Annotated in this window: 15 protein-coding genes, 1 other RNA gene and 1 pseudogene; 13 read left to right on the forward strand and 4 right to left on the reverse strand. The window is 70.8% G+C overall.

What is annotated here, in order from left to right; genetic code table 11:
- Positions 1-157: 157 nt before the first annotated feature.
- On the reverse strand, positions 158-3,583 hold the full coding sequence (locus OOK40_RS01685; protein ID WP_266475939.1) for an FHA domain-containing protein: 3,426 nt from the start codon (positions 3,581-3,583) through the stop codon (positions 158-160).
- 457 nt (positions 3,584-4,040) lie between these two features.
- Here OOK40_RS01685 and OOK40_RS01690 point away from each other — a divergent pair, with 457 nt between their 5' ends.
- The 4 genes from OOK40_RS01690 (at position 4,041) to OOK40_RS01705 (ending at position 9,152) form a co-directional block, all read left to right on the forward strand.
- On the forward strand, positions 4,041-5,693 hold the full coding sequence (locus tag OOK40_RS01690; protein ID WP_266475941.1) for a serine/threonine-protein kinase: 1,653 nt from the start codon (positions 4,041-4,043) through the stop codon (positions 5,691-5,693).
- 134 nt (positions 5,694-5,827) lie between these two features.
- Entirely contained in the window at positions 5,828-7,066 is a 1,239-nt protein-coding gene (locus OOK40_RS01695; RefSeq protein ID WP_266475943.1) for a serine/threonine-protein kinase, read from the forward strand.
- Positions 7,067-7,115: 49 nt separating this feature from the next.
- Positions 7,116-8,225 carry a peptide chain release factor 2 gene (prfB, locus tag OOK40_RS01700; RefSeq protein ID WP_266475945.1) on the forward strand — a complete coding sequence of 370 codons (1,110 nt, stop codon included), beginning with the start codon at positions 7,116-7,118 and terminating at the stop codon, positions 8,223-8,225.
- Positions 8,226-8,495: 270 nt separating this feature from the next.
- Positions 8,496-9,152: a hypothetical protein gene (locus OOK40_RS01705; protein WP_266475946.1), complete on the forward strand. Its 657-nt coding sequence runs from the start codon at positions 8,496-8,498 to the stop codon at positions 9,150-9,152.
- 99 nt (positions 9,153-9,251) lie between these two features.
- Here the strand turns inward: OOK40_RS01705 and OOK40_RS01710 are convergent, their stop codons facing one another.
- Positions 9,252-9,446, reverse strand: coding sequence for a hypothetical protein (locus OOK40_RS01710; RefSeq protein ID WP_266475948.1), 195 nt, complete (start codon positions 9,444-9,446; stop codon positions 9,252-9,254).
- Between the two features lie 249 nt (positions 9,447-9,695).
- On the opposite strand from OOK40_RS01710, the gene ftsE reads away from it, so the two are divergent.
- The 5 genes and pseudogenes from ftsE to ssrA all read left to right on the forward strand — a co-directional run bounded on the left by ftsE (position 9,696) and on the right by ssrA (position 13,550).
- A complete protein-coding gene (ftsE, locus tag OOK40_RS01715; RefSeq protein WP_266475950.1) occupies positions 9,696-10,385 on the forward strand; it encodes a cell division ATP-binding protein FtsE in 690 nt (229 codons plus the stop codon).
- A 9-nt stretch (positions 10,386-10,394) separates the two neighbouring features.
- Entirely contained in the window at positions 10,395-11,312 is a 918-nt protein-coding gene (ftsX, locus tag OOK40_RS01720) for a permease-like cell division protein FtsX (protein ID WP_266475951.1), read from the forward strand.
- A 67-nt stretch (positions 11,313-11,379) separates the two neighbouring features.
- A pseudogene (locus tag OOK40_RS01725) lies at positions 11,380-12,524 on the forward strand (S41 family peptidase).
- Positions 12,525-12,542: 18 nt separating this feature from the next.
- On the forward strand, positions 12,543-13,022 hold the full coding sequence (gene smpB, locus OOK40_RS01730) for an SsrA-binding protein SmpB (RefSeq protein WP_266475953.1): 480 nt from the start codon (positions 12,543-12,545) through the stop codon (positions 13,020-13,022).
- Positions 13,023-13,165: 143 nt separating this feature from the next.
- Positions 13,166-13,550, forward strand: a transfer-messenger RNA (tmRNA) gene (gene ssrA / locus OOK40_RS01735).
- Positions 13,551-13,613: 63 nt separating this feature from the next.
- Here the strand turns inward: ssrA and OOK40_RS01740 are convergent.
- Together OOK40_RS01740 and OOK40_RS01745 are read right to left on the reverse strand one after the other, a co-directional pair.
- Positions 13,614-14,039 (reverse strand): hypothetical protein, encoded by a 426-nt coding sequence (locus OOK40_RS01740; protein WP_266475955.1) that lies wholly within the window; start codon positions 14,037-14,039, stop codon positions 13,614-13,616.
- Between the two features lie 87 nt (positions 14,040-14,126).
- Complete coding sequence (locus OOK40_RS01745) at positions 14,127-15,389, reverse strand: MFS transporter (protein ID WP_266475956.1); 1,263 nt, start codon at positions 15,387-15,389, stop codon at positions 14,127-14,129.
- An 84-nt stretch (positions 15,390-15,473) separates the two neighbouring features.
- Here OOK40_RS01745 and OOK40_RS01750 point away from each other — a divergent pair, with 84 nt between their 5' ends.
- The 4 genes from OOK40_RS01750 (at position 15,474) to OOK40_RS01765 (ending at position 20,677) form a co-directional block, all read left to right on the forward strand.
- Positions 15,474-16,439, forward strand: a complete 966-nt coding sequence (locus OOK40_RS01750; protein ID WP_266475958.1) for a LysR family transcriptional regulator — start codon at positions 15,474-15,476, stop codon at positions 16,437-16,439.
- 207 nt (positions 16,440-16,646) lie between these two features.
- Entirely contained in the window at positions 16,647-17,288 is a 642-nt protein-coding gene (locus OOK40_RS01755; RefSeq protein WP_266475959.1) for a hypothetical protein, read from the forward strand.
- 66 nt (positions 17,289-17,354) lie between these two features.
- Positions 17,355-19,478 carry a bifunctional polysaccharide deacetylase/glycosyltransferase family 2 protein gene (locus OOK40_RS01760; protein WP_266478741.1) on the forward strand — a complete coding sequence of 708 codons (2,124 nt, stop codon included), beginning with the start codon at positions 17,355-17,357 and terminating at the stop codon, positions 19,476-19,478.
- Positions 19,475-20,677, forward strand: coding sequence for an acyltransferase (locus OOK40_RS01765; protein ID WP_266475960.1), 1,203 nt, complete (start codon positions 19,475-19,477; stop codon positions 20,675-20,677). Before OOK40_RS01760 ends, OOK40_RS01765 begins: the two co-directional genes overlap by 4 nt.
- The last annotated feature ends 58 nt before the right edge of the window (positions 20,678-20,735 follow it).

The following is a 20,735-nucleotide window of genomic DNA, read 5'->3' on the forward strand; positions in this document are numbered from 1 at the left end:
CCCGAGCGCTGCCCCGAACCCCTTCCGAAACGCCTTCCCGTGCCGACAGGTGTACGCCCGGTATGAGGGCGTCGCAATACCGCGTCAGGTGTCAATAGGGCTTTTGTGATGGCCTTGTGACGTGATGTCACATCACATGGCGTGAGTACGCCATCGGTCAGGGGCGGGCCGGCGAGAGCGGAGGCACCGGCGCGGCGTCCACCGAGCGCGCGGCACGCTCCAGCGCACTGGCCAGCAGCGCCAGGTCCGTTGGACCGTTGCCCAGTTCACGCACAGGGCGGCGAGCGGGCGGATCACCCATCCGCTCCCAATCGAGCGGTACGACAGTGGGGCGCGAGGTCGCCGTACGCGGAATGCGTCCCGTCACCCGGCCGCTCTGGAACGGCGTGACCCGGCCGTCCGGATGTCCGAGCCTGCCCCGCCCGGGAGCGGGATCCTCCGGCCCCGGAGCGGCAGGCGGCGCGTCCAGCACGACGCGCAGTCGCGCGCCCTGCGCCAGATCCGTGTCGACCGTGCGGTCCGGGCGCGCGGACGTCGCCACCAGATGTATGCCGAGCCGCTCGCCGTCACGGGCCACGGCCTCCAGCGCCCGTACGACGGAGCCCGCCGCGGGCCGTCCCGTACTGCCGAGCGCCGGGGCGACCAGCGCGTCGAAGTCGTCCACCAGGACGACCAGCCGGGGCAGCGGGGCCGGGCCCTCCGCCTTCGTACGAGCACCGGGGCGCAGGCGCAGCGTCCCACTGGCGGGGGAGTCCAGGTCACCGCGCTGCTCGGCGGCGCTCGCCGGGCGCTGGCCCACCATGCGGTCCGAGAGCTCGCGCTGGGTGTGCCACTCGGCGAAGCCCACGCTTCCCAGCAGCTCGGAGCGGCGCTTCAGCTCGGCACCCAGTGCCTGGGCGAAGACCCGCATACGGACAGGGTCCGAGGCCACCAAGTGCTCGGTGACATGCGGCAGTTCCGTACAGGCCGCGAGTCCTTCGCCGCGCTCGCCGCCCGCTCCGTCGACGAGCAGCAGGCCGAGCCGGTCGGGGCGGCCCGCGGCGGCGAGCGAGGCGGCCACGGAGCGCAGCAGCTCCGTACGGCCGCTGCCCGCGGGGCCTTCTATCAGCAGATGCGGGCCCTCCTCGGTCAGATCGACGGCGAGCGGGCCGCGCGGGCCGGCGCCGAGCACCACGGTGCCGTCGCCCGCCGTGCCCCAGCGCGCCATCAGTGAGGCGGGGGTGGCGCGGGCCAGCTCCAGCTCGTCGAGCAGCCGCGAGGCACGGGGCAGCGCGGTGGCACTGCCGGGGTGCGTGCCGCTGCCCTCGGCGCGCAGCGGCGCGAGCGCCCGGCCGAAACGCTCGGCCCAGGCCGCCGACACCGCGTCCACCGCGCCGACCGTGCCATGGCCCACGGGCCGGCCCTCTGCCGTACGCATCAGCCGCAGCGCCGTCGCCACATCGCCGCTGAGCAGGGCGACCGCCCCGCACTCGCGGAAAGCGAGCGAGGCGGTGCACGCCGACTCGTAGGTCGCGGCGACCGGGGAGAGGGGCGAGGCGGCCGGAGTCTCGGCCAGACAGATCAGATGGATCCCCGAGGCCCAGCCCGCTCCGGCCAGCCGGGCCGTCGTCTCGCGCAGCACGGCCGATCCCGGGTCGCCGTCGACTATGACGACCGTCCGGGCGCCGTCGTACCGCTCGGCGGCATCCGCGAGCGACCTGCGATCGGCGCTCGGCCAGCCGGGGCCGAGCGGGCCGTCGTCCAGCCTGCGGGTGAGCTCGGCGGTGCGGGCGGTGGCCTGGTCCCGGTCGTACGCGAGCAGCAGACGGCAGTCCTGGCCGTGCGCGGGCCGCAGATGCGGCAGCCAGCCGAGCCACGCCCACTCCGCCCTGCGCTCCTCCAGGCTCCGCGCCCGGTCCGTGCTGATCAGCACGATCTCCAGATCCACGGGCGAGTGGAGCGCGGCGAGCTGGGCCACGGCGGACCGGGCCAGTCCGGCCAGTCGCGCCCTCGGTCCGGCGAGCCCGAGCGAACCGGCCTCACGCAGGGCGACGGTCACCGGCACGGAGGGCAGCTCGGCCCGGTCGGCGGTGCCGAGCCGCAGGACGAGCGATTCGGGGTGCGCGGGTCCGCGCTCCCAGAGCCGGGGGCCGGGGCCGAGCGCGGTGAGCAGAACTGCGGCGGGGTCCGGCCAGCTCTCGACGAGGGGCACCTCGGCGACGGGCGGTCCGGGCTGCGGAGGCACCTCTGCGACGGGCTCCTCCCGCCCACCGGCCAGCCGCCGCGCCCAGGCGCCTATGCCGCGCTTTCGGGGAGTGCTGTCGGGCAGCCGCGTGCCGCGCGGGGGCGTCGTCCCGGTGGTACGGCTGTGGGCTGAGGGAGCCTCGTCCGGGGCATCAGTTGCCCTGGAGTGGGTGCTTTCCGGGTTGTACGTATAGAGCGTCCCGGCGTCGCCACGGGCCGCGCCGGTCGGTGCGACGGGGGAGGCGGGGTCGTACTGCGGGGGCACGCGGCGCGGGTCGGGGTGGCCGGCGGGACCGGTGTCCGTGCCGGTGCCGTCCTGGCGGGCCCAGCTGGGGGCCCGTCGGCCCGGTCCGGGACCGCCGGACGCGGGACCGCCCGTGCCGGACCAGGTGGAGGGCGAGCGGTCGGACCCGCCCGACCCGGAGCCGTCCGGAGACGTACCGCCGGATGCATGGGTCCCCGGAGCGAACCCGTCGGGTGCCGCGGCGCCTGCGCCGGACCGGCTGGAGGCTGAGCCGCCGGACCTGCCCGGTCGGTTGTCGGAACCCACGGCGTACCCGGCCGACCTGCCCGGCCCGGGGCCGCCCGTACCGGAGAAACCGGCCGAAGACCCGCGAGAGCCGGAGTCACCCGGAGCCGTACCGCCGGATCCACCGCCGTCGTCGGGCCCCGCGTCCGCAGCATCCGGTCGCGTCACCCGCAGGTGGCCCTCGCCGTCCGGCGCCGTCGCGAGTGACTGCGCGCGGTCGCCCTGGGTGACCCGGAGAGTCGACTCGCCCAGGCGCAACAGCGCCCCCGCGGGCAGCCGCACCGGGTGCGTGCCCACACTCGTGCCGTCCAGCGTCGTGCCGTTCGTCGAGTCGAGGTCCGCGACCGTGACGCGGCCGTCCTCGGCGACCGTGACCGCGCAGTGCAGGCGCGAGACGTCCGGGTCGTCCAGCGGCACGTCCGCGTCCGCGGAGCGGCCGATCCTGATCTGGCCGCCGTGCAGCAGATGGACTCCGCCCGCGTCGGGACCCGCGACCACATGGAGCTGCGCCGAGGCGTCCGTACCCGGCGCATCGGCCTCGCCCGGGACCTGGAGGGAGAGCACCGCGCCGTCGACGAGCGGCGGCTCGCCCAGCGTGCGGCGCTGCGCGTCGAGCCGTTCCTGCCCCGCGTACAGCACGACAGAGCCCGAGGCGTCGGGTCCCGAGACGGCCGCGGCCAGACCGGAGGCTACGGCGGCCAGCGCCGTCCCGGCAGGCGCGGTGATCAGCACGTCGCAGGAGCGCCCCGCAGAGGACTGGCCCGCAGGGGAGTGTCCCGCGGCCGCGGATTGCCCGCAGCGCGGCGCGAGGACAGTCAGCCGGATCTGCATCGCCGTCAGCAATCCCTTCTGCGCGGGGTGCCCGGCAGGGGAGCCGCCCTGTGATCCCCCACCCGGCAGGTCGGCACGCGCCGCGAGGCCACCTCCCTCACGACTCCGTGCTGAGGGCATCCTCGCACCTGCCACTGACAACACGCCCGGGGGTCACCGTTAAGTGATCTTGAATGGTCGGCTCTGGCCGCAAAAATGCCTGGTTGGGGCATGCTCCGGAACGACAGTGATGTCTGCGGCACGGACGTTCGGCAACCATCCGTACGATGCCGACGTCTTTCTTTCGAACAGCGCCGGAATCGGAACCGTAAGAGGCACTGAAACAGGAACGGCAAGAGGGAGATGGTGACGACCGGCCGGTGCGTCGTCCGGCGGCACTAAAGTGGGTCGGACACCCATGGCCGGGCACAGTGCCACGGGACCACGCAAGGACCACGATCAGCAGGGAGCACATGACGTGCGGCCGGTAGGCAGCAAGTACCTGCTCGAGGAGCCCCTCGGGCGCGGCGCCACGGGTACCGTCTGGCGAGCGAGCCAGCGCGAGACCGCAGGCGCCGAGGCGGCCGTGGCCGGCCAGCCCGGCGAGACCGTCGCGATCAAGGTCCTCAAGGAGGAGCTGGCGAACGACGCGGACGTGGTGATGCGCTTCCTGCGCGAGCGCTCCGTCCTGCTCCGCCTGACCCACCCGAACATCGTGCGCACCCGCGACCTGGTCGTCGAGGGCGATCTCCTCGCGCTGGTCATGGACCTTGTCGACGGACCCGACCTGCACCGCTACATCCGCGAGAACGGCCCCCTCACACCGGTCGCCGCCTCCCTGCTGACCGCCCAGATCGCGGACGCGCTGGCCGCCAGCCACGCCGACGGCGTCGTCCACCGCGACCTCAAGCCTGCGAACGTCCTGCTCAAGACCGACGCCGACGGCCAGATGCACCCGATGCTGACCGACTTCGGCATCGCGCGCCTCGCGGACTCCCCGGGCCTGACCCGTACGCACGAATTCGTCGGCACACCCGCGTACGTCGCGCCGGAGTCCGCCGAGGGCCGCCCGCAGACGTCCGCCGTCGACATCTACGGCGCGGGCATTCTGCTGTACGAACTGGTCACCGGCAGGCCCCCGTTCGCGGGCGGCACCGCGCTCGAAGTGCTCCACCGCCACCTGAGCGAGGAGCCCCGCCGCCCCACCACCGTCCCCGAGCCGCTGTGGACGGTCATAGAGCGCTGTCTGCGCAAGGAGCCCACCGAGCGGCCCAGCGCCGAGAACCTGGCCCGCGGGCTGCGCACGGTCGCGGCCGGTATCGGAGTGCACTCGTCCGCCGCGCAGGTCGAGGCCGCGCTCGGTGTCGCCGCGCTGCTCGCCCCGGACCCCGCGCCCGCCCAGGTCCCGCAGGTTCCGGGCGCCTCCGACGCGACGCAGGTCCTGCCGGGCAATGCCGGTTCGTACGACCCCAACGCGGCGACCAGCGTCATGCAGCAGACCGGCAACGCGCAGTCCGGCAACCCGCAGCAGGGCGCCGACCCGACCGCGGTCATGCCGCCCGTCCCGCCGGGCCAGCCGCGTCCGGAGGACCCGCACCCCTGGCAGTCCCAGCTGCAGGCGGCGCGCGACCGCAACGAGCAGACGCAGGTCCGGTACCTCGACCCGAGCCAGGACCCGCTGCGCCGCCGCCCGCAGCGCCAGCAGCAGCGGCCCCAGCAGCCGCCGATGCACCCGCAACAGCAGCAGTACGCGCCTCAGGCCCAGCCTCAGCGTCCTCAGCCCCCGCGCCCCCAGCCTCAGCGGCAGCAGTACGCCCCGCCGCCGCAACAACAGCAGTACGCGCCTCCGCAAGCGCCGCCCCAGCAGCCGGCACCGCGTCAGCCGAGGCCGCCGCGCCAGCGCAGCTCCAACCCGATGCGGATCCCGGGCCTCGGCTGCCTCAAGGGCTGCCTTTTCACGCTGGTCCTGCTCTTCGTCGCGGGCTGGCTGATCTGGGAGCTGACGCCGCTCCAGGGATGGGTCGCCCAGGGCAAGAGCTACTGGGAGGCGATCGGTGACGGCATCTCGAAGCTGTCGGACCTGATCTCGGAGCTCGGCGGCAGTTCGGACACCCCCAACACGGGGCAGTAGTAACGACTCTGCGGATTTGTCGACTTCTGCGGCGTGATTTCTCCCGCAGAAGTGACAGTTGGCGCCATCCGGGGCACACAGCCCCCGGATGCCCGCGTACCTTGTGGGCAACGCCAGCCGCTGAGGGAGCAGTCTTGGCACGGAATATCGGCAGCCGCTACACCGCCCACCAGATCCTGGGGCGGGGCAGCGCCGGCACGGTGTGGCTCGGCGAGGGACCCGAAGGGCCCGTCGCCATCAAGCTGTTGCGCGAGGACCTGGCGTCGGACCAGGAGCTGGTCGGACGCTTCGTACAGGAGCGCACCGCCCTGCTCGCACTCGACCACCCCAAGGTCGTCGGAGTCCGCGACCTGGTCGTCGACGGCAACGACCTCGCGCTCGTCATGGACCTCGTGCGCGGCACGGATCTGCGCACCCGTCTCGACCGGGAGCGCCGCCTCGCCCCCGAAGCGGCGGTCGCGATCATCGCGGACGTAGCCGAAGGCCTCGCCGCGGCCCATGCCGCCGGAATCGTCCACCGCGACGTCAAGCCGGAGAACATCCTCCTCGACATGGAGGGCCCCCTCGGCCCGGCCGGATCCCACCCCGCGCTGCTCACCGACTTCGGCGTCGCCAAGTTGATCGACACCCCGCGCCGTACGAAGGCGACCCGGATCATCGGAACCCCGGACTATCTCGCCCCCGAGATCGTCGAGGGCCTGCCGCCCCGGGCAGCGGTCGACATCTACGCCCTGGCGACCGTTCTCTACGAGCTCCTCGCGGGCTTCACACCCTTCGGCGGCGGCCACCCCGGCGCGGTCCTGCGGCGCCATGTCACCGAGACCGTGGTCCCGCTGCCCGGCATCCCCGACGAGCTGTGGCAGCTCGTGGTCCAGTGCCTGGCCAAGGCCCCCGCCTCCCGGCTGCGCGCGTCCGAGCTGGCCAGCCGTCTGCACGAGCTGCTCCCGCTGCTGGCGGGGATGCCGCCGCTGGACGTCGACGAGCCGGACGGCGAGCCCGCGCCGGAGTCGTACGAGGACCCCGCCCCCGCCACCCACGGCGAACCCCGCCGCCGTGGCGCCGTCCCCCTGGTCCCCGGCGCGGCCCCCGCGGACTCCAACCGCGACACCCACACCTCGATGCGCGTCCCGGCCCCGGACGAGCTCGCGGGCGGCGCCCGCGGCACGGCCCGCGCCCCTCGCACCCCTGGCCAGCGCCGCCCCGGCTCGGCCCGCCACAAGTCGGACGCGGTCCGTAAGCGCCGTATCACCCTGGGCGTCGCGGCACTCGCCGTGGCGGCCGCGGTGGGCGTCGGCGGCTGGCTCGCCACGAGCGACGACGGCGGGGACGCGCCCCCGCGGGACTCGAAGCAGTCGAGCCCGGCGGAACCCTAGGCCGGGCCTGAGGGGTCTGGCTCCCGCGGCCAGCCGTTACGCTGGACCCGTGGCAGTCGTCGATGTATCCGAAGAGCTGAAGTCCCTCTCCTCGACCATGGGGTCGATCGAGGCCGTCCTGGACCTCGAAAAAATGAGGGCAGACATTGCTGTGCTCGAGGAGCAGGCCGCGGCCCCGTCCCTCTGGGACGACCCGGAGGCGGCGCAGAAGATCACCAGCAAGCTTTCGCACCTCCAGGCCGAGCTCCGCAAGACCGAGGCGCTCCGCAGCCGGATCGACGACCTGAGCGTGCTCTTCGAGCTCGCCGAGGCCGAAGACGACGCGGATACCCTCGCCGAGGCCGAGTCCGAGCTGACGGATGTCCGCAAGGCGCTGGACGAGATGGAAGTCCGCACCCTCCTGTCCGGTCAGTACGACGAGCGCGAGGCGCTGGTCAACATCCGCGCCGAGGCCGGTGGCGTCGACGCCTCCGACTTCGCCGAGCGCCTGCAGCGCATGTATCTGCGCTGGGCCGAGCGGCACGGCTACTCCACCGAGGTCTACGAGACGTCGTACGCGGAAGAGGCCGGCATCAAGTCGACCACCTTCGTCGTGAAGGCCCCGTACGCCTACGGCACACTCTCCGTCGAGCAGGGCACCCACCGCCTGGTGCGCATCTCGCCGTTCGACAACCAGGGCCGCCGCCAGACGTCCTTCGCGGGCGTCGAGGTGCTGCCCGTCGTCGAGCAGAGCGACCACGTCGAGATCGACGAGTCCGAACTGCGCATCGACGTCTACCGCGCGTCCGGCCCCGGCGGCCAGGGCGTCAACACGACGGACTCCGCTGTGCGGATCACGCACGTGCCGACCGGCATCGTGGTTTCCTGCCAGAACGAGCGCTCCCAGATCCAGAACAAGGCGAGCGCGATGAATGTCCTTCAGGCCAAGCTCCTTGAGCGCCGCCGCCAGGAGGAGCAGGCACTCATGGACTCCCTCGGCAAGAGCGAGGGCGGCAACTCCTGGGGAAACCAGATGCGTTCGTACGTCCTGCACCCGTACCAGATGGTCAAGGACCTGCGCACGGAGTTCGAAGTGGGCAACCCGCAGGCGGTACTTGACGGCGAGATCGACGGCTTCCTCGAGGCCGGGATTCGCTGGCGCAAGCAGCAGGAGAAGTAACAGCTCGCTTTGTCGACAAGGGAACTGCCGCCCCGAGGGCGGCAGTTCCCTTTTATGTCACAGTTGCTTCCCCGCAGGTCAGGCAACCGCCCCTATACCGGACATCGCACGCGCAACGAGCTTGACGCGTCCGCGGAAACTCGGAAAGCTGACGCGCGGCATGCGTATCTACTGGGGCGCGTGTGATTGGGGGCCGAACGAAACCGCCCCCAGCGGCAGTTGCCCCGGACGCTGCTCCATTGACAATTAGCTACTGGGGGTAGCAGCCAGATGACCAAGAAGACGCGGATCCGTGTAGCGCGTATAGCCGCCGGCGCGGTGATCGCCGCCGGTGCGTCGCTGACCGCCGCGGGCGCCGCCTCAGCCGTCGGTGTCGACATCAACGTGGGTCCCCTTGAGGCGCGGGTCAACGCCAACGAGAACGGCGTCGACGCCGGTATCGGTGTCGACGACGACCTGGACCCGAGCCCGACCGACCCCGTTCCGACCGAGCCGACCGACCCGGGCCCCACCGACCCGATTCCGACCGAGCCGACCGACCCGGGCCCCACCGACCCGATTCCGACCGAGCCGACCGACCCGGGTCCGACGGGCAAGCCGACCGACAAGCCCACCGGGAAGCCGACCGGCAAGCCCGACAAGCCCGGCAAGCCGACCAGTGACCCGTCCGAGGACCCCTCCGAGGACCCGGGCAACGCCAACGGTGGCTCCGGTAACGACAACAACCCCAACGGTGGCTCGGACAACACCGACACCGACAGCGCCGGCTCCCAGCCGGTCGAGCAGGGCAAGGCCAAGGAGGAGCTGGCGGAGACCGGCGCCGCCGAGACCACCTTCCTGCTCATCGGTGCCGCGACGATGATCGCCGGTGGCATCGGCTTCCGCATGCTGCCGCGTCTCGCCGGTGGTGGCCGTACCGCTGTGTAAGCGGATATAGGCGGATGTAAGCGGCTGCAAGTCGAAACATCACACAGAAGGAGGGCCCGGGGTGCGCTTCAGCACCCCGGGCCCTCCTTTGCGTATGTCCTAGGCGGTCTGGTGCGCCGCCAGCAGCGCCACCGCCGCTATCAGCACCACCAGCAAGGTCAGCAGTGCCACGGGGCTCAGGCCGCCGAGGGGGCCCTCCTGCTGCAGCCGCTCGCGGTTCGCCCGGCAGACCGGGCAGCGACCCTCTGTGACCGGGGCCGCGCAGTTGGCGCACACCAATCGGTCGTAGGTCATGCGCTCTCCTCCTCCCGCGCGCCGGAGCCGCAGGCGCGGACCGTAAGCACAGTTCTCTCCCGACAACGCTCGGGGAAACGCGACTGTTCCCCTACCACTGTGCCAGCTCGCGCGCTTTTCGGCGCGGCCCGCCGGATTACGCCCATTCCGTGACCGGACAAACCGCGCAACCCGTGACGCCGACTGCGAGCGGCAGCCCGCTTCGCGTAGTGTCTCGCTCACCTACCCCCGGCCGACCGTGGTGCACCCGTGATCCGATTCGACAACGTCTCCAAGACCTACCCCAAGCAGAGCCGCCCCGCCCTGCGCGACGTATCTCTCGACATCGCCAAGGGGGAGTTCGTCTTCCTCGTCGGCTCGTCCGGTTCCGGCAAGTCGACCTTCCTGCGGCTCGTTCTGCGCGAGGAGCGCGCCAGCCAGGGCCTGGTCCACGTCCTCGGCAAGGACCTCGCCAGACTGTCCAACTGGAAAGTGCCGCACATGCGCCGCCAGCTCGGGACCGTCTTCCAGGACTTCCGCCTCCTGCCGAACAAGACCGTCGCCGAGAACGTGGCCTTCGCCCAGGAGGTCATCGGCAAGCCGCGCGGTGAGATCCGCAAGGCTGTGCCCCAGGTTCTCGACCTCGTCGGCCTCGGCGGCAAGGAGGACCGGATGCCCGGTGAGCTCTCCGGCGGTGAGCAGCAGCGCGTCGCGATCGCGCGGGCCTTCGTCAACCGCCCCATGCTGCTGATCGCGGACGAGCCGACCGGCAACCTCGACCCGCAGACCTCCGTGGGCATCATGAAGCTGCTGGACCGGATCAACAGGACCGGTACCACCGTGATCATGGCGACCCACGACCAGAACATCGTCGACCAGATGCGCAAGCGCGTCATCGAGCTCGAAAAGGGCCGTCTCGTCCGCGACCAGGCACGCGGCGTCTACGGCTACCAGCACTGAAAGGACGCCATGCGCGCCCAGTTCGTCCTGTCGGAGATCGGCGTCGGTCTCCGCCGTAATCTCACGATGACCTTCGCCGTCATCGTCTCCGTAGCCCTTTCACTCGCCCTGTTCGGCGGTGCGCTGCTCATGCGTGAGCAGGTCAGCACGATGAAGGACTTCTGGTACGACAAGGTCAACGTCTCGATCTTCCTCTGCAACAAGAACGACGCGGCGACCTCTCCCAAGTGCGCCAAGGGAGCCGTAACCGCCCAGCAGAAGCAGCAGATCGAGGCCGATCTCAAGAAGATGGACGTGGTCGACGTCGTCCACCACGAGACGGCCGAAGAGGCGTACAAGCACTACCGGGACCAGTATGGCGACACCCCCATCGCGTCCACCATCACGCCGGACCAGATGCAGGAGTCGTTCCGCGTGAAGCTGGACGATCCCGAGAAGTACAAGGTCGTGGCAACCGCCTTCGCGGGCCGCGACGGCGTGCAGTCCGTCCAGGACCAGCGCAACATCCTGGAGAACCTGTTCTCCCTGATGAACGGCATGAACATCGCCGCGCTCTTCGTGATGGCGCTGATGCTGGTCATTGCGCTGATGCTGATCGTCAACACCGTGCGTGTTTCGGCGTTCAGCCGCAGGCGTGAAACCGGAATCATGCGGCTGGTGGGAGCATCCAGCTTCTACATCCAGATGCCGTTCATCATGGAAGCCGCATTCGCCGGTCTGCTGGGCGGTGTTGTCGCCTCCGCGATGCTGCTGGTCGGCAGATACTTCCTGATCGACCACGGTCTCGCGCTCTCCGAGAAGATGCAGTTGGTCAACTTCATCGGCTGGGACGCCGTGGTCACCAAACTGCCCCTGGTGATCGCAATTGGGCTGTTGATGCCCGCCATGGCGGCTTTCATCGCATTGCGCAAGTATCTCAAGGTGTGACAAGCGCCCCTGGCGCCGTCCGGCCAACCGCCGTACGGCGCCGTTTGCTTGTCCTAGAGTGGGCGCCATGCCGGGCCCGGAGTTCTGCCCTCGGCCCCGCCGCATCCGCCGCGGGGCGGCCCTGACATTGGTCTTCGCAAGTGTTCTGGCCACCGCGGCCGCCACCAACTCCCTGCCGCACGACGACGAGAACGAGCCGCGCCTTGTCGCGAATACGGCCGCCGCGACCGTCGACGACGTCGCCCGTGCCGCCGCCGAGGCGATGGCCGACGGCAAGTCCGGCACCGAGGCCGCCGAGGCGGCCGTCAGCCGCAGCGGGGACCGCTGGGGCGCGGTCTACGACAAGAGCGAGTACGAGGAGTTCGAGCAGGCCCTCGACGGCGAGTACACCGGCGTCGGGCTCACGGCCAGGCGCGCCGCCGGCGGGCAGGTCGAGGTCGCCGAGGTCCAGCCCGGCGGCCCCGCCTCCAAGGCGGGCATCAGGGCCGGTGATCTGCTGCGTACGATCGACGGCCTCCCGGTCGCCGAGCGCCCCGTCACCGAGGTGGTGGCACTGCTGCGCGGCGGCGACCGCACGTCGTCATCGGCCTCCAGCGGGGCGGCCGTGCGTGGACGGAGAAGCTGGTGCGCACCACGCTGAGCACCCGGGCGGTCACCGTCCAGCGCCTCCAGGGCGGGGCAGTAATGATCAAGGTCGCCTCCTTCACCAAGGGGTCGGGCGCCCGGGTGCGCGAGGCGGTGCAGGACGCCCCCGCGGGCGTCGGCGTCCTGCTGGATCTGCGGGGCAACGCCGGGGGACTGGTCGCCGAGGCCGTCAGTGCCGCCTCCGCCTTCCTGGACGGCGGTCTGGTGGCCACGTACGACATAAGGGGCGAGCAGCGTGCCCTGTACGCGACCCCTGGCGGCGACACCACCAGACCCGTCGTCGCCCTGGTCGACAGCGGCACGATGAGCGCGGCCGAGCTGGTCACCGGGGCTTTGCAGGACCGCGGCCGGGCGATCACGGTCGGTTCGCGCACCTTCGGCAAGGGCTCGGTCCAGATGCCCAGCCGCCTGCCCGACGGTTCGGTCGCCGAGCTGACTGTCGGCCATTACCGCACTCCGGCCGGTCACAGCGTCGACGGGCGCGGCATCACCCCGGACCTCGCCGCGAGCGAGAGGGCCGAGGATCGGGCCCAGACGGTATTGAGTGGCCTCGGGGGCGGGTCTTAGTGCGAAAATGACCGCACTATGGCTAAGGAAAAAGGGCGCAAGCTGATCGCGCAGAACAAGAAGGCGCGGCACGACTACACCATCCTCGACACCTACGAGTGCGGTCTCGTGCTGACAGGTACCGAGGTGAAGTCGCTGCGTCAGGGGCGGGCCTCGCTGGTGGACGGCTTCGTCCAGATCGACGCCCACGAGGCGTGGCTGCACAACGTGCACGTCCCGGAGTACACGCAGGGGACGTGGACCAACCACAGCGCGCGGCGCAAGCGGAAGCTGCTGATGCACCGCGCCGAGATCGACAAGCTCGAGTCGAAGTCGCAGGAGACCGGCCACACCATCGTGCCGCTGGTGCTGTATTTCAAGGACGGCCGGGCGAAGGTCGAGATCGCGCTGGCGAAGGGCAAGAAGGAGTACGACAAGCGGCAGACGCTGCGCGAGAAGCAGGACCGGCGCGAGACGGACCGTGCCGTCTCGGCCGCGAAGAAGCGCCAGCGGGCCTGACCTCCGGCGGGCCTGAGCTCCAGCAGGTCTGACCTGCGGGGACCCGCCCCGGAGGAATAGGCTGGCACGGTCGTGCGTTGGTCACGTACGATGGCACCTGCCCCTCACAGCAAGGGGCGCAGTGCAGTTTGAAAAATCAACATGGGGATGATCGGTTTCGACAGCGGATGTCGAAGCAGGGGAAGCGAGCCGAGGAAGCGGCAATGATCTCGTTAACCATATGTCGCAACCAATAATCGCCACTTCCAAGAGCGATTCCCGCGCCTTCGCGCTCGCTGCCTAATTAGCAGCTAGCGAAGGCCTTCGGGTGTCAGCCCGGGGCTGTTCCCGACCCGGATCCTGGCATCATCTAGGGAACTAAACCTCTAAGCCCGGTCACGGGGCGTAGAGGGAAATCAAACAGTGACTGAGCCCGTCGGAGACTTGTCCGCGAGATCTCCGGGGCTGAGAAAATCGAAGCGGACTGCGCTCGGAGAAGCCCTGATTCTGCACCGTTGGACGCGGGTTCGATTCCCGCCATCTCCACTCATCCCATGCGTCAAAGGCCCGGCTGCTACGGCAGACCGGGCCTTCGTCGTGTTGTGCCGCAGGTCAGACCGCCGGCTGGTGTCCGGGGGCCACCATGCCGAGCAGCTGGTCCATCTCGGCGCGCCAGATGCGGTGCACATTCATCCGGGTCGGCTTCGGCTGGCCGGGCAGCTGGAAGCGGAACGAGCTCCAGAGGGTGTTGCGCTGGATCTCACCGACCATTCCCGTGACCTCGGCAGGCGTCAGCGCGAAGGCGATCTCCTGCGGACGGTTGCTCATCCGGCCCGCCTTGTGGATGACCACGGCCTGCTCGGTCACCGTGATGAAGTAGTACGTCAGAAACGCCTGGCCTATCAGACCGAGCATGCTCATCAGCCAGACACTCGGGCCGGCGATCGCCTGGATGGTGACGATCGGCCGGTCGGCCGGGTTGGCCTGTGCGATGGCGGCAGCCACCTGCTGCTGGATGGTTGCCTTCTTGATGGCCATGGGGCCCCTCCACTGAGCGGAACAGATGCCCCCGCTTCGGGGGCGGTGCAGCGTATCGCCCTGTCCCCGCCGGGATCCGCCGGGGGCTCAGTACCGTTCGGTCCGCCCCGCCGCGGCCAGCAGAAGCGCGGTCGCGGCCGCCGCGACGGGCACCAGATATCCGTACGCCGTGCTCGTGTGCTCCACCGTCCAGCCGCCCGCCGCCGAACCGGCCGCTATGCCACCGAGCAGCGCGGTGACCGCGAGCGTCATGCCCTCGTTCAACTGGCTCTCGGGCGTAAGGCGTTGGACCACTGTCATCCCTGTGACCATCGTCGGTGCGGTGGCCATGCCCGCCGCAAGAAGGGCCACGGCGACGGCCGGAAGCGAACCCGTGATGGCGGCCAGCAGGGGCAGCGACATCAGGACCGTCATCGCCGCGAGGCAGATCAAGAGGCGCCGGGCAAGTCCCCGGGCGGGGCGGAACCTGCCGTACACCAGGCCCGCCACACACGAGCCCGCGGCCTGGAGCGCGAGCACCGCACCCGCTGCGCTCGCATGCCCCCGCCCGTCCGCGAAGGCGATCGTGACGACCTCCATCGAGCCGAAGACCGCGCCCGTCGCGAGGAAGACCACTAGCAGCGGGGCCATGCCCGGCGTACGCAGCGGAGAGCGGGTCCGCGCCGGGCGGGCGGCGACCGGCGGCTCGGTGGCGCGCTGGGCCGCGAAGACCAGTACGCCGGTGAGCAGCAGGATCGCGCCCGTCAAAGTGCCCGCCTCGGGGAACAGCGCGGAGCACAGGAACGCGGCGAGCACCGGGCCGAGCATGAAGCACAGCTCGTCGGCGGCCTGCTCGAAGGAGTTTGCGGTGTGCAGTGTTGCCGGGTCGCCGCGGTGCAGATGGGCCCAGCGGGCGCGGGACATGCCGCCCGTGTTGGGGGTCGTGGCGGTCGCGGCGTACGCGGCGAACAGGGTCCAGTCGGGTGCGTCGAGGCGTACGCACAGCAGCAGGGCGATGGAACCGAGGACGGCGAGCGCGGTGGCGGGCACCGCGACCCGGGCCTGCCCGTGCCGGTCCACAAGCCGCGCGGTCCATGGCGCGACCAGCGCGGTCGCGGCGAGACCGGTCGCGGTGACGGCTCCCGCGAGGGCGTACGAGCCGCGGGCTCCGGCGATCATGATGACGGCGCTGACGCTGAACATGCCCATGGGGAGGCGGGCCAGGAGATTGCCGGCGGTGAAGGCGAGCGCGCCGTGCGGCGCGAAGAGCCGTCGGTAGGGGGTGGGGCCTGTGCCGGGGCTGCGCCCCGGAGCCCGCTCCTCGATCGCCGGAGGGGCTGGATGGCGCTCGGAGTCGACTGGATGCGGCATGGAGCAACCCTCGCCGCGAGGCGCTCGCAGCGTCCAACACCTGCTCAGGCCCCATTGACACACCCCCGTTGTAAATTCGACCGTGTGCCCCGAGACCTCGACCCCCGCCTCCTCCGTGCCTTCGTCGCCGTCGCCGACGAACTGCACTTCACCCGTGCCGCCGCCCGGCTGTATGTCGCCCAGCAGGCCCTCAGTCGTGACATACGGCGGCTGGAGCGGGAGTTGGGTGCCGAGCTCTTCGTACGGACCACCCGGCAGGTGACGCTCACCGGCGACGGCGAGCGGCTGCTGCCGTACGCGCGCGGGGTGCTCCAGGCGCAGGACGAGCTGCTCGCGGCCGCGTCGGGAGCCTCGCGGCCGCTGCTCGTCGACCTCAACACCGAGGGCATGGCATCCGGCCGGGTGCTGGCCCGGGCTCGGGAACTCGCCCCGGACTGTGAGCTGATGGCCCGCTTCCAGAGCGGTCTCACAGGCGCGGCCGCCGAGATTGTCGCCGGGCGGCTCGATGTCTCCTTCGGGCGCCTTGCGGGACTGGAACCCGCGGTGCGGGCGCTGCTGTCCCATCAGCCCGTGCGGTTCGAGCCGATGGCCGTCCTGCTGCCGCATGACCACCCGCTCGCCGGGCGGGAGCGGATCCCGTTGAACGCGCTCGCGGGCGAGACCGTATATGCCGGTGCGGGCAATCCGGCGACCCTGGAGTGGACGGATCTGGCGCGGCGGCTCTTCGCCGGGCGCGGGATCACGATCGCGCCGCCCGCGCCTGTGGCGATCGGCTTCGAGGAGTTCCGGCGGGTGATGGCGAAGACGCGTACCCCGGTTCTGGCAGTGGTGGATTTTCCGGCCGTGCCCGACACCGTGCTGCGCCCGATCGTCGACCCCGTACCGCTGTCGCCTGTCTCGATGGTGTGGCGAAAAGGCATCGTCCACCCCGGGGTGGACGCGCTGCGGGCAGCAGCCGCCGATCTCGCCGGGCAAGAGGGCTGGCTGGAACGGGACGCCAACGCATGGTTGCCCGAAGGTGATATGTCGCTGATGGGTGACAACAACTGACACAAGAGCACGAGATGCCACCGGCGTGCGCTACATTCTGGGTCAGGGTGAGTGTGGTAGAGGGTGCGCAGGTTGGGTGGGGACCCAGTCCGGCAGTGTCCGGGCCGTCGTGCGCACGCTCGATTTCAGCCAGTGGGGGATGTGCGTACAGCAGTGGAAAATTGGCAAGAAGATGCCCGTATCGGTCATACGCATGAGCCGAACGAGGTGACGATCCAGCTGGACGGCCTTGGCCGAATACTGGGGGATCTGCCGGCCGGGACTTCGGGGCATGCCGGTTCTGCCGTCCAAGACGCCTCCGACGGGCCGGTCTTCGTCGACGAGAGCGGCCGCCGCAGCAAGAAGTTTCGCCAACTCGGCTGGGTTCTGGCCATCGCCTGCGCCTGCTACGCCGTGACGCTCGTCGTCGCCCTCCTCGGCGGCAACTCCGCCGCGCCCCTGCTGCCCGGGTTCGGCCAGGGCGACAAGGAGCAGACCGACAAGGTCGAGATACAGCCCGCCCCCAGCGACAGCACGTCCGCGCAGGTCCCACCCGGCGGCGTACCCGGCGCACCCGCCCCCACCGACTCCACCGGCGCCGTACTGCCCCAGCCCTCCGGCTCCGCGTCGAGCGGCGCCGCCGGCGGGCTCCCGGCCGGACCGGGCCCCGGCACCTCCGGTTCCGCGGTTCCCCAGCCCTCCGGCAAGGGAGTGCCCGCTCCGGGCGGTGCATCCGCGTCCGCCACGCCGGGCGGCGGCGGAAGCTCCCCCGGGCCCGAGCCGGACGTCAGTCCCCCGGTGCCCACCCCGTCCGATCCGGGACCGTCGACGAATCCCACCGATCCACCCGTGCAAGAAGGCGCGCTCTAAATGACACTCCCCGACAGCAGGGGCCCGCGGCGCCGGGCCCGGCGCGTCGCACGGCGCAGAATGCCCATGCGCTATCTCCTGCCCGTCCTCATCCTGGTCGCCATGCTCGCGATGCTGATGCTGCGCGGCTATGTGCACAGCGAGATCCTGGCCGACCACCGCGTACGGCCGCCCGCCCCGACCGACCAGGTCCCCGACAAGATCCTGCGCGGCGGACCGGTCATCGACGCGCGCGACGAGGCGGCGCCCAAGGCGATGAGCATCCCCGACCGCAGACTGGTGCTGACCTTCGACGACGGCCCGGATCCCGTCTGGACGCCGAAGGTCCTGGACCAGCTGAAGCAGTACGACGCGCACGCCGTCTTCTTCGTCACCGGCACCATGTCCTCGCGCCACCCCGAGCTGGTGGAACGGATGGTCCGCGAGGGTCACGAGGTCGGACTGCACACCTTCAACCACCCCGACCTGTCCTACCAGTCCACCGCGCGCATCGCCTGGGAGCTCTCGCAGAACCAGCTGGCGCTCGCGGGCGCGGCCGGCATCCACACCTCGCTGTTCCGCCCGCCGTACTCCTCCTTCTCCGACGCCCTGGACAACAAGTCCTGGCCGGTCACCCAGTACATCGGCAGCCGCGGCTACATCACCGTCTTCAACAACACCGACTCCGAGGACTGGAAGCGCCCCGGCGCCGACGCGATCATCAAGAGGGCGACGCCCAAGGGCACCAGCGGCTCGATCGTGCTGATGCACGACTCCGGCGGCGACCGCTCGCAGACTGTCGCGGCGCTCGGCCGCTTCCTGCCGCAGATGAAGGAGCGGGGCTACCGCTTCACCAACCTCACCGAGGCGCTCGACGCGCCCAGCGCCCACACCAAGGTCACCGGCCCCGAACTGTGGAAGGGCAAGGCATTCGTCTCCGCGGTCGCCTTCTCCGAGCACACCACCGAGGTCCTGGTCGTCGGTCTCGCAGTGATCGGCGTGCTCGTCATCGCGCGCTTCGGGCTGATGCTGATCCTCTCCTTCGCGCACGCCCGCAAGGTGCGCAGGCGCGGCTTCAGCTGGGGCCCGGAGGTCACCCGCCCGGTGTCCGTGCTGGTCCCCGCGTACAACGAACGCGAATGCATAGCCAACACGGTCCGCTCGCTGACGGCGAGCGACCACCCCATCGAGGTCATCGTCATCGACGACGGCTCCACGGACGGCACCGCCGGCATCGTCGAGTCCTTGCGGCTGCCGGGCGTCCGCGTCGTACGCCAGCCCAACTCCGGAAAGCCCGCGGCCCTCAACAGGGGCATCCGGAACGCCCGCTACGACATCGTCGTGATGATGGACGGCGACACCGTCTTCGAGCCGTCCACCGTGCGCGAGCTGGTCCAGCCCTTCGGCGACCCGCGCGTCGGCGCGGTCGCGGGCAATGCCAAGGTCGGCAACCGCGACAGCCTGATCGGTGCCTGGCAGCACATCGAGTACGTCATGGGCTTCAACCTCGACCGCCGTATGTACGACCTGCTCGGCTGCATGCCCACCATCCCCGGCGCGGTCGGCGCCTTCCGCCGCCAGGCCCTGGACCGTGTCGGCGGCATGAGCGAGGACACCCTCGCCGAGGACACCGACATCACCATGGCCATCCACCGCGACGGCTGGCGCGTCGTCTACGCCGAGCGGGCCCGCGCCTGGACCGAGGCCCCCGAGACCGTGCAGCAGCTGTGGTCGCAGCGCTACCGCTGGTCGTACGGCACGATGCAGGCCATCTGGAAGCACCGGGGCGCCCTCCTGGATCGCGGCCCCTCGGGCCGCTTCGGCCGCGTGGGCCTGCCGCTGGTCTCGCTGTTCATGGTGCTCGCCCCGCTGCTGGCCCCGCTGATCGACGTCTTCCTGCTGTACGGGCTGGTCTTCGGCCCCACCCAGAAGACGATCGCCGCCTGGCTGGGCGTCCTCGCCGTCCAGGCCGTGTGCGCCGCGTACGCCTTCCGGCTGGACCGCGAGCGCATGCTCCATCTGATCTCACTGCCGCTCCAGCAGCTCTTGTACCGGCAGTTGATGTACGTCGTGCTGCTGCAGTCCTGGATCACCGCACTGACCGGAGGCCGGCTGCGCTGGCAGAAGCTGCGGCGTACGGGAGCGGTGGAGGCGCCCGGCGTCATACCCAGCCCGCGGCGCAGCGACGAGGACCGGAGGCCGGTCGCGTGAGCCACACTTCCACCGCCGCCGCGGCGCCGGACCTCAAGCCCGCCGCGCCTGCCGCCGGGCCGGGCCGCGACCGGTATCTCGACCTGCTGCGCTCCGTCGCCCTGGTCCGTGTCGTCGTCTACCACATATTCGGCTGGGCGTGGCTGACGATCCTGTTCCCCTCCATGGGCGTGATGTTCGCGCTCGCGGGCTCGCTGATGGCGCGTTCGCTGTCGCGGCCCGCGCTCGGGGTGATCCGCGGCCGTATCCGCAGGCTGCTCCCGCCGCTGTGGGCGTTCAGCGCCGTCATGCTCGTCATGCTCTTCGTGGCCGGCTGGAAGCCGGTCAAGGAGGAGGGGCTGTGGTGGTTCGTCAGGCTGTTCTGCTACATCGTCCCGGTCGGCGCTCCCGAATTCCCCTGGAGCATCGGTGACAAGGCCGGTCTGCTGGAGGACACCTGGGCGGTCCAGGCGGTGGGTCCGCTCTGGTATCTGCGCGCCTACCTCTGGTTCGTCATCGCCTCGCCGCTGCTGCTCTGGGCCTTCCGCCGGCTGCCCTGGGTGACGCTGCTCGCGCCGCTCGGCCTCACCGCGATCGTCGGCACCGGCCTGGTGAAGATCCCCGGCGAGACCGGCAATGCCGTTTCCGACTTCGCGGTCTTCGGCTCCTGCTGGGTGCTCGGCTTCGCCCACCACGAGGGCCTGCTGAAACAGATTCCCCGCTATGCCGTGATGTCCTGCTCCACTCTGCTGATGGCCTTCGGCCTGTGGTGGGCCTCGGGCCACCAGACCGTGGACGGCTGGGACCTCAACGACATCCCGCTGGCCCAGGCCACCTGGTCGCTGGGCTTCGTGGTGATCCTGCTGCAGTACTCCCCGTCCTGGCAGGAGCTGCCCGGAAAGCTCGCCCGCTTCGACAAGTACGTCACGCTGTCCAACAACCGCGCGGTGACGATCTACCTCTGGCACAACACCCTGATCATGGCCACGATCCCCGTGCTGGACCTGCTGTGGGAGATCCCCTTCGTGGACGCGCACCTGGGCAGCATCCTGGAGGCGACGTACACGATCCTGATGTTCCTCGTGGTCTGGCCGCTGATCGGGCTGATGATCGTGGCCGTGGGCTGGATCGAGGATCTGGCGGCCAAGCGCCGTCCGCGTCTGTGGCCCAACGGCAGCAGGAAGGCGCGGCAGACGGAGAGCGGCTCACACCGGCGCTGAGGGCCGGGTGAGAGCAAGGTTTCGCCCCGGTCACCTCGCGCCACCGGGGCCGAAACGC

This window comes from Streptomyces sp. NBC_01481 (assembly GCF_026339995.1).
Classification (GTDB): domain Bacteria; phylum Actinomycetota; class Actinomycetes; order Streptomycetales; family Streptomycetaceae; genus Streptomyces.